This is a genomic window from Mycobacterium sp., assembly GCF_032161845.1.
Lineage (GTDB): Bacteria > Actinomycetota > Actinomycetes > Mycobacteriales > Mycobacteriaceae > Mycobacterium.
This window is the reverse complement of sequence record NZ_JAVRQA010000145.1, coordinates 1-2,622: the sequence shown is the minus strand read 5'-3', so window position 1 is coordinate 2,622 and position 2,622 is coordinate 1. Positions and strand designations below refer to the sequence as shown.

The following is a 2,622-nucleotide window of genomic DNA, read 5'->3' as shown; positions in this document are numbered from 1 at the left end:
CTCGACGGTGCGGCGAAGGTCAAGCACATGTTCGCCGAGGCTCAGCGGCTGGAGATGCCCGCGATCGGGATGACCGATCACGGGAACATGTTCGGTGCCAGCGAGTTCTACAACGCGTCGACGGACGTCGGCATCAAGCCGATCATCGGCGTCGAGGCCTACATCGCGCCCGGTTCGCGCTTCGACACCAAGCGCATCCTGTGGGGTGATCCGGGACAGAAGGGTGACGACGTCTCGGGCAGCGGCTCCTACACCCACATGACGATGGTGGCGGAGAACGCCACCGGCCTGCGCAACCTCTTCAAGCTGTCGTCGCTGGCGTCGTTCGAGGGCCAGCTCGGCAAGTGGTCACGCATGGACGCAGAAATCATCGCCGAGAACGCGGCGGGCATCATCGCGACCACCGGGTGTCCCTCCGGCGAGGTGCAGACCCGACTCCGCCTGGGTCATGACCAGCTCGCACTCGAGTCGGCCGCCAAGTGGCGCGAGATCTTCGGGGCGGAGAACTACTTCCTGGAGCTCATGGACCACGGCATCGAGATCGAGCGCCGCGTCCGCGAGGGGCTGCTCGACATCGGCCGCAAGCTGGGAATCCCGCCGCTGGCCACCAACGACTGCCACTACGTGACTCGCGAAGCGGCGCACAACCACGAGGCGCTTCTGTGCGTCCAGACGGCGAAGACCCTGTCCGACCCGACGCGCTTCAAGTTCGACGGCGACGGCTACTACCTCAAGTCGGCCACCGAGATGCGGACGCTGTGGGACGACGAGGTTCCCGGCGCCTGCGACTCGACACTGCTGATCGCCGAGCGCGTGCAGTCCTACGCGGACGTGTGGGCGCCCAGGGACCGGATGCCGGTCTTCCCGGTGCCGGAGGGCCATGATCAGGCGTCCTGGCTCAAGCGCGAAGTGGACGCGGGCCTGGGTCGACGCTTCCCGGCCGGAGTGGCGGACGAGTACGTCAAGCGCGCCGAGTACGAGATCGGCGTCATCTGCGCGAAGGGGTACCCGTCGTACTTCCTCATCGTCGCCGACCTGATCAACTACGCGCGCTCGGTCGACATCCGGGTCGGTCCCGGCCGCGGCTCCGCGGCGGGTTCGCTGGTGGCGTGGGCCCTGCGCATCACCGACATCGACCCGATCCAGCACGGATTGTTGTTCGAACGCTTCCTGAACCCCGAACGCGCGTCGATGCCCGACATCGACATCGACTTCGACGACCGTCGTCGCGGCGAGATGCTGCGGTACGCCGCGAACAGGTGGGGCAGCGACCGCGTCGCCCAGGTCATCACGTTCGGCACCATCAAGACCAAGGCGGCACTGAAGGATTCGGCCCGGGTGCATTACGGGCAGCCGGGGTTCGCGATCGCCGACCGCATCACCAAGGCCCTTCCTCCGCCGATCATGGCCAAGGACATTCCACTGTCCGGGATCACCGATCCCAGCCACGAGCGGTACAAGGAGGCCGCCGAGGTCCGCAATCTGCTCGATACCGATCCCGACGTGCGCACCATCTACGAGACCGCGCGGGGCCTGGAGGGCCTGGTCCGCAACGCCGGCGTGCACGCGTGCGCGGTGATCATGAGCTCCGAACCACTGATCGAGTCGATCCCGTTGTGGCGGCGCCCGCAGGACGGGGCCGTCATCACCGGCTGGGACTATCCGTCGTGCGAGGCGATCGGCCTGCTCAAGATGGACTTTCTCGGGCTGCGGAACCTGACGATCATCGGTGACGCGCTGGAGAACATCAAGGCGAACCGGGGCATCGACCTCGACTTGGATTCGTTGACCCTCGACGACCCGGCGGCGTACGAACTGCTCGGCCGGGGCGACACGTTGGGTGTGTTCCAGCTCGACGGCGGACCGATGCGCGATCTGCTACGCAAGATGCAACCGACCGGATTCGAGGACGTCGTCGCCGTCATCGCGCTGTACCGGCCGGGGCCGATGGGCGTCAACGCCCACAACGACTACGCCGACCGCAAGAACGGTCGCCAGGCCATCAAGCCGATTCACCCGGAGCTCGAAGAGCCGCTGCGCGAGATCCTCTCGGAGACTTACGGTTTGATCGTCTACCAAGAGCAGATCATGCGCATTGCGCAGAAGGTCGCCGGCTACTCGCTCGCTCGAGCCGACATTCTCCGCAAGGCCATGGGCAAGAAGAAGCGTGAGGTGCTCGACAAGGAGTACGAGGGCTTCTCCGAGGGCATGAAGACGAACGGCTTCTCCGCGGCGGCCGTCAAGGCGTTGTGGGACACGGTTCTTCCGTTCGCCGACTACGCGTTCAACAAGTCGCATGCCGCCGGCTACGGGCTGGTGTCGTACTGGACGGCGTATCTCAAGGCCAATTATCCCGCCGAGTACATGGCGGGTCTGCTCACCTCCGTCGGCGACGACAAGGACAAGGCGGCCGTCTATCTCGCGGACTGCCGCAGGCTGGGCATCACGGTGTTGCCGCCCGATGTCAACGAGTCCGAACTCAACTTCGCCTCGGTGGGCGTCGACATCCGCTACGGGCTGGGCGCGGTGCGCAATGTCGGCGCCAATGTCGTTGCCTCGCTGATCAATAGCCGCACGGCAAAGGGTAATTACACCGATTTCTCCGACTATCTCAACAAGGTC

General features: G+C 65.4%; 1 protein-coding gene. It reads left to right on the top strand.

Features of this window, described 5'->3' with window-relative positions; translation table 11 throughout:
* A partial coding sequence (dnaE, locus tag QOD90_RS08600; RefSeq protein WP_526348631.1) for a DNA polymerase III subunit alpha occupies positions 1 to 2,622 on the top strand: 2,622 nt, incomplete at both ends.